General features: G+C 72.4%; 5 protein-coding genes and 1 pseudogene. 3 read left to right on the top strand and 3 right to left on the bottom strand.

The genetic code is table 11. From position 1 onward, the window contains the following. Positions 1-407: hypothetical protein (locus tag ACWGDE_RS34170; protein WP_453392942.1), on the top strand; the 407-nt coding region annotated here is incomplete at its 5' end. A gap of 52 nt (positions 408-459) precedes the next feature. Here the strand turns inward: ACWGDE_RS34170 and ACWGDE_RS34165 are convergent. Together ACWGDE_RS34165 and ACWGDE_RS34160 are read right to left on the bottom strand one after the other, a co-directional pair. Next, positions 460-990: pseudogene (locus ACWGDE_RS34165) on the bottom strand (phosphate ABC transporter ATP-binding protein). A gap of 1,316 nt (positions 991-2,306) precedes the next feature. Then, positions 2,307-2,768, bottom strand: coding sequence for a DUF2000 family protein (locus tag ACWGDE_RS34160; RefSeq protein ID WP_453392941.1), 462 nt, complete (start codon positions 2,766-2,768; stop codon positions 2,307-2,309). A gap of 311 nt (positions 2,769-3,079) precedes the next feature. Here ACWGDE_RS34160 and ACWGDE_RS34155 point away from each other — a divergent pair, with 311 nt between their 5' ends. Together ACWGDE_RS34155 and ACWGDE_RS34150 are read left to right on the top strand one after the other, a co-directional pair. Then, complete coding sequence (locus ACWGDE_RS34155; protein WP_453392940.1) at positions 3,080-5,155, top strand: galactose-binding domain-containing protein; 2,076 nt, start codon at positions 3,080-3,082, stop codon at positions 5,153-5,155. An 83-nt stretch (positions 5,156-5,238) separates the two neighbouring features. Further along, positions 5,239-5,835 carry a TetR/AcrR family transcriptional regulator gene (locus ACWGDE_RS34150; RefSeq protein ID WP_453392939.1) on the top strand — a complete coding sequence of 199 codons (597 nt, stop codon included), beginning with the start codon at positions 5,239-5,241 and terminating at the stop codon, positions 5,833-5,835. Between the two features lie 18 nt (positions 5,836-5,853). On the opposite strand, the gene ACWGDE_RS34145 is transcribed toward ACWGDE_RS34150, so the two are convergent. Next, a complete protein-coding gene (locus ACWGDE_RS34145) occupies positions 5,854-6,747 on the bottom strand; it encodes a formylglycine-generating enzyme family protein (RefSeq protein WP_453392943.1) in 894 nt (297 codons plus the stop codon). Positions 6,748-6,804: the final 57 nt, after the last annotated feature.

Raw genomic sequence — 6,804 nt, 5'->3', positions numbered from 1 at the left:
GCTGTGGCGGGGCGAGCTGGGGCGCCATCACCAACGTCGGCAGCGGCCTCAAGATCGGGCTGAGCACCAGCAGCCCCCAGGGCGGCGCCAAGGTGGTCCTCGGCGGCACCACGAGCTTCGGCTGGGTGCACGCGAAGGGCAACTACGACACCTTCACGGCATGCAGCGGCTCCGGCCCCGCGATGAACCGCGCGCTGACGCAGTTCAACGAGACCGTCCGCGTGGAGCTCGCCGGCGAGTTCGACGGACAGGTGTGGTGGAACCTGGAGCAGGCCCCGACGTCGGGCGCCTACTACATCAAGGACATCAGCTTCCAGGGCGGCTGCCTGACGGCCAACGGCGCCGGCAACCAGCTGACGGTGGTCACCTGCGACTCCGGCAAGGCCCAGCAGTGGCGCATCCCCTGAGGCCCGGCGCCCCGGCCGCGATCGCCGCCGCCAGGGCCGGGGCCCGCCCCGGTCAGCCGAACCGGCCCTGCACGTAGTCCGAGGTGCGGGGGTCGGCCGGGGTGGAGAACACGGCCCGGGTCGGGCCGTGTTCCACGATCTGCCCCGGGGCGCCCTGGGCCGCGAGGAAGAAGGCGCACTGGTCGGGTCCAGGGCCGAGCAGGGTTCGTCCACTCGACCAGGGCGTCCTTCCCGGCTCCCGTGGCGCGGGTGCCCGTCAGCTTCAGGCCCGCCGTGGCGTTGCCGTAGACCGACATCGCCGGGAAGGGCCGGCTTCTGGAAGACCCTGCCGATGCGACGGCGCGCGTCGGTGAGGCGGCGGCCCCGGGCGTACACGTCCTCGCCGTCGAGCAGGACCTCGCCCGCCAGTTCGGCGCCGGGGATCAGCTCGTGCATGCGGTTGCAGGATCCGCAGGAAGGTGGACTTCCCGCAGCCCGAGGGCCCGATCAGCGCCGTCGCCCGGCCGCCCGGCATCGTCGGGGAGACCCGGTTGACGACCGGCCAGGAGTGCGCGCGGCCCCGGCGGAGCCGGGCCCAGGCCAGGCCCGCCGCGGCGAGGAGCAGCGCCCGGGCCCACAGGGCCAGCGGGAACCAGACCGAGGTCCGGCTCGCCGGCGGGGCCTCGTCGGCGGCCAGGCGGCCCGGGGTGCGGCCGCCGGACTGCTGGGCGGGCGTGGCGAGTTCGGGGTCGTCGCCTCGCGGACGACCTAGAGCAGGCCGATCTGCGGTGTCTCCAGCAGGGCGACGGGCCTGCCCGGGCTCGTCGGGCCCAGCGGCGCGGTGGCGTTGGCGAGCCCTTCCCGCAGCTGTGCGTACCCCACCCGGAGGTCCCGCTCGTGACGGAGGTGGCCGCGCGGGCCGACCTCCGCGACGGAGCCCAGGAGCAGGGCGCCCAGGATGGACAGGGCCGCGGTGGCGGGCTCACCAGACGGCGCGCCCCCGGTGGCGACGGGGCCGGCGCCGAGCGGGCCGACCGTGGCGGCGCCGGCGCCGGCGAGGCTGCCCCCGGACCCGCCGGTGGAGCCGCCCGAGCCATTGGTCGAGACGCCGACGGCGTCACCGCCGGCGGAGCCGCCCGTGGTCCCCGTCGACGCGGGCCGGCGGGATCACCGTGGTCGTGGTCATCTCGGGCCTCCCCGCGCAGGGCCGGCCCCGGCGCGTCACCGGCGCCGGGCAGTCGCGGACCGCGCAGCCGCCGGGTGCAGGTGACTCCGGTGGCCACCTGCGCCTCCGCGGCGGCAGACAGGAACAGCTGGAGGCCGTGGCGGCATTGGCGCTGGCGGCGGAAGGGGCGTAAGGCGACCGCGACGCACTGTTCGTCGAGGACGAGCTGCCGGGTCCAGGCCCCGATGCCGGAGCCGGCTCCGGTTCCCGCGTCCGTGGACATGGCCACGACCGGGGTGACCTCCTCGATCTGCCCCTGGAGCCGTTCGACGGCGGCGCAGCACGCGGTGAGGGTGCGATGGACGTACGGACTGCGGCCGAGCTCGTGGTTGTTGGCCCCGACCAGGCGCCAGGTCACCGCGTCGGGCCCACCGCCGTCCCGCTCCGCGGCGAGTGCTTCCGCCGACGCGGACGCCGGCACGGGCGCGGGCGCGGGTGCCTGACGCCTTTCGACGTCCCCCCATGAAACGAACAGAAGGCGTGGCCGAGACACCGGGCCGCCCCCTTCACCAGCCGTGCTGGGCCGGAAAGCGGCCGTCCAGCCAGGGCCGCGGGCATGGCAATCCACGGGGCGGAGGTGTCTGGGGCACACGGATCGGTGCAGCAGAAACGGAGAACACGCGAACGCGCGACGGAGGCGGTGGCCGAAAAACACCCACCGCCCCCGCCGCCGCTACGGGGCCCCGCGCCGCCGTTCAGGAGTGCATGCGCGCACCCTTGAGCACCTTGTCCACCGCGTTGCGCGGCCCGTACACGGCGATCCCGACCAGGTCGAGCCCGTCCCTCCGCACCGCCGCCACGGCCGCCCGGTTGGCCCGGTCGTCACCCGTGGCGAAGAGGTCCGAGGTGAACACCCCGACGGGCATTCCGCGCCGCACCGCCCGCTCGTGCGCGGCCGTCACCGTTTCCCTGCCGCCCTCGAAGACCAGTACGGGCTGGCGGAACATCGGCAGGTAGGGGGTCCCGTCGGCGTCCCGGTACGGCTCGCCGACCACCTCGGGAGAGCTCGTACCGAGCCCGCTGACGAGGAACGCGGTCACGTTCAGCCGCTGCCAGGTCTCCAGGTCTTCCCTCAGCAGCACGGCGATCTTGGTGTCGAAGCGGACGGGCCCGCCCGGACCCGCCCCGGTGGCCACGTGGTTCTTGTCGTCGTTCATGGCATCAGGCTGCCGGGCGGGCGCTCCCGCGGTCTTGTACGTTCCTGGCGCGCCCGGCGGCCCCTCCGTGGCCCGGAATCGCCGCCCGGGCCACCGGTCTCGTCCTTCGCGTCGAAAAGGAGCGCGAGGGCGCGTAAGGTGACGCGGCATCAGGTCATGTGACCCGGACCCTTGACTCTGTACCCGGCAGTAGCGATTCTCGACGCAATGCTTGCGCGGGACATGACAACCGGCCATCGGGGCTATCACGCCTCCGCTGCGCCGCGTCCTCGACCGCGCCCTCCGCCGAACCGAGGACGTGAGTAGTGGCCATGACTCGACAACCGCACTCGAACCCGCACCGCAGACGGAAGCCGTTGGCGGTCCTGTCGCTGCTCCTCGGCCTGCTGGCCGTCACCCTCGGCCCCGTGCCGGGTGCGGCCGCCGCCGACGCCGGGTGGTGGAACCCCACCGCGCGGCCCGCGCCCGACTCCCAGATCAACGTGACCGGCGAGCCCTTCAAGGGCACCGACGCCCAGGGCAACGTACGGGGCTTCGTGGACGCCCACGACCACATCATGTCCAACGAGGGCTTCGGCGGCCGGCTGATCTGCGGCAAGCCGTTCTCCGACGGCGGGGTGGCCGACGCGCTCAAGGACTGTCCGGAGCACTACCCGGACGGCAGCCTCGCGATCTTCGACTTCGTCACCAAGGGCGGGGACGGCAAGCACGACCCCGACGGCTGGCCCACCTTCAAGGACTGGCCCGCCCACGACTCGCTGACCCACCAGCAGAACTACTACGCCTGGATCGAGCGGGCCTGGCGCGGTGGCCAGCGCGTGCTCGTCAACGACCTCGTCACCAACGGCGTGATCTGCTCGGTGTACTTCTTCAAGGACCGCAGCTGCGACGAGATGACCGCCATCCGTCTGGAGGCGCAGAAGACCTACGACATGCAGGCCTACATCGACAAGATGTACGGCGGCCCCGGCAAGGGGTGGTTCCGCATCGTCACCGACTCCGCGCAGGCCCGTGAGGTCGTCAAGCAGGGCAAGCTCGCCGTGGTCCTGGGTGTCGAGACCTCCGAGCCCTTCGGCTGCAAGCAGATCCTCGACATCGCGCAGTGCAGCCAGGCGGACATCGACCGCGGGCTCGACGAGCTGTACAACCTCGGCGTGCGCAGCATGTTCCTGTGCCACAAGTTCGACAACGCCCTGTGCGGGGTCCGCTTCGACGAGGGCGCGCTGGGAACGGCCATCAACGTCGGGCAGTTCCTGTCGACCGGCACCTTCTGGAAGACCGAGCAGTGCACGGGCCCGCAGCACGACAACCCCATCGGCCTGGCCCCGGCGGCCTCGGCGGAGAAGGAGCTGCCGGCCGGGGTGACGGTGCCCTCGTACGCCTCGGGCGCCCAGTGCAACACCCGCGGTCTCACCGCGCTCGGCGACTACGCGGTGCGCGGCATGATGAAGCGCAAGATGATGCTCGAGCTCGACCACATGAGCGTCAAGGCGGCCGGCCAGGCCTTCGACATCATGGAGACCGAGAACTACCCGGGCGTGATCTCCTCGCACAGCTGGATGGACCTCGGCTGGATGGAGCGGCTCTACAAGCTCGGCGGTTTCGCCGCCGCGTACATGGGCGGCTCCGAGGGCTTCAGCGCCGAGGCGAAGCGCACGGACGCGCTGCGCGAGAAGTACAACGTCGGCTACGGCTACGGCACCGACATGAACGGTGTCGGCGGCTGGCCCGGCCCGCGCGGCGCGGGCGTGTCCAACCCGGTCGTGTACCCCTTCCGCAGCACCGACGGCGGCTCGGTCATCGACAAGCAGACCACCGGCCAGCGCACGTGGGACCTCAACACCGACGGCGCCTCGCACTACGGCCTGGTGCCCGACTGGATCGAGGACATCCGCATCGTCGGCGGACAGGGCGTGGTGGACGACCTGTTCAAGGGCGCCGAGTCCTACCTGCGCACGTGGGGCGCGTCGGAGCAGCACAAGGCCGGCGTGAACCTCGCCGCCGGACAGCCCGCGTCCGCGAGCACGTCCGAGTGGTGGAACCCCTTCGTCAGCTTCGCGCCCGGCCTCGCCTTCGACGGCAACCGGTCGAGCCGCTGGGCGAGCGAGTGGAACGACGACCAGTGGCTGCAGGTCGACCTCGGCTCCGAGCACCTGGTCAAGCGGGTCACCCTGGACTGGGAGGCGGCGTACGGGCGTTCGTACCGCATCGAGGTCTCCTCGAACGGGACGGACTGGAAGACGGCCTGGTCCACGACCGCGGGTGACGGCGGGGTGGACACGGCGAGGTTCGCCGGGGTTCCGGCCCGCTACGTACGCGTCCACGGAGCGGGACGCGGCACCCAATGGGGATACTCCCTGTACGAAGTCGGCGTATACAGCAGCTGACGGCGTCGAAGGGGGTGTCCGGGAGCCTGCCTGCTCCCGGACGCCCCCTTCGGGGCAGCACCGCAACGAAGGGGGACCCGTACATGGCACGGATGCCGTTGACCGACCGTCGTACGCAGCTGACGGAGGCGGCGATCCGCGCGATGACCCGCGACGGGGTGTCCCGGACGACGACCAGGTCCATCGCCGCCGAGGCGGGCGTGTCCCTGAGCGTCTTCCACTACTGCTTCGACTCCAAGCAGGCGCTGCTGGAGTCGGTCATCGAGACGATCACCGCGCACTACGTCACGATCGTCAAGGCCGCGATCCGGCCGAGGCCCACCCTGCACGAGACGATCCGGGCCGGATTCCAGGCCTACTGGGACCACGTGGCGGCCAGCCCCGGCGCGCACATGCTCACCTACGAGCTCACCCAGTACGCGCTGCGCCAGCCCGAGTTCGGGCACCTGGCCCGCCGGCAGTACGAGCTGTACTGCGAGACCTACGCCGAGCTGATCGAGGAACTGCGCCGGATCACGCCGTTCGAGCTGAGCGTTCCGGTGACCGTACTGGCCCGCTATCTGGCGGCGATGACGGACGGGGTGACGCTGAACTTCCTCGTCCTCGGAGACGACAAGGCCGCGGCGGAGATCCTCGACATGGTCACCGACCACGTCGCCGGTCTCGTCCGCCCGGCCTGACCCCTGACTGACCTCCCCTCAGGCCGCCACGCGGAAGCCGATGTTGGACGTGGAGCTGTCCGGGGTGTTGGAACTGCGCGCGGCCACCCGGTAGCGGTTGCAGTACGAGTCGTGGCAGAGGAACGAGCCGCCGCGCATCGTGCGGGAGGCGTGGCCCGGGGCGAACCGGTCCGCGCACCACTCCCACACGTTGCCCACGGTGTTGTAGAGCCCGTGCCCGTTGGGGCGGTACGACTTCACGGGGACCGTGCCGAGGTGGGCTCCGGTGTGCACGGTCGGGAACTCGCCCTGCCAGATGTTCAGCAGCGCCCGGCCGCCCGGGGCGAGTTCGTCGCCCCAGGGGTAGCGGCGCTGCTCCAGGCCGCCGCGGGCCGCGTACTCCCATTCGGCCTCACGGGGCAGCCGGGTCCCGGACCAGGCGCAGTACGCCCGGGCGTCGTTCCACGAGACGTGGACGACCGGGTGGTTCTGCCGGGCCGCGACGGACGACCCGGGCCCCTCGGGGTGCTTCCAGCTCGCGCCGGACACCGCCCGCCACCACGGCACGCCCGCCACGGAGGGCGCGGTGGCGGCGAGTTCACCGGCCAGCAGGCCGGCGAAGACGAAGGAGAAGCCGAACTCCTCGGCCTCGGTGACGTGTCCGGTGGCCTTGACGAAGGTGGCGTACTGGGCGTTGGTCACCGTCGTCGGAGCGATCCGGAACGGCGCCACCTCCACCTCCCGGACCGGGCCCTCGCCGTCCGCCGGGAACCCGTCGGCGTCCTCGGTGCCCATGAGGAAGCGGCCCCCGGGCAGGTCGAGCAGACCGCGCACGGCCCGGGGCGCGGGGGCCGCGGGCGTGGCGAGCAGGGTGAGGGCGCCGGCCTGGGCGTCGTGCCCCGGGGTGCAGCAGGAGGAGTGCGAAGAGGACACGGTGGCTCCGGTGAAGACGGGGTCGGGTCGGGCAGGTGCCTGCGGCCGGGCGCGTGG

This window comes from Streptomyces sp. NPDC054956 (assembly GCF_053609185.1).
The sequence above is the reverse complement of the archived record's forward strand: the minus strand, read 5'-3'. Positions and strand labels throughout refer to the sequence as shown.

Bases quoted from the DNA above. Each gene is read 5' to 3' on its own strand.
- ACWGDE_RS34160 (WP_453392941.1), bottom strand. From the start codon at position 2,768: ATGAACGACGACAAGAACCACGTGGCCACCGGGGCGGGTCCGGGCGGG.
- ACWGDE_RS34155 (WP_453392940.1), top strand. From the start codon at position 3,080: ATGACTCGACAACCGCACTCGAACCCGCACCGCAGACGGAAGCCGTTG.
- ACWGDE_RS34150 (WP_453392939.1), top strand. From the start codon at position 5,239: ATGGCACGGATGCCGTTGACCGACCGTCGTACGCAGCTGACGGAGGCG.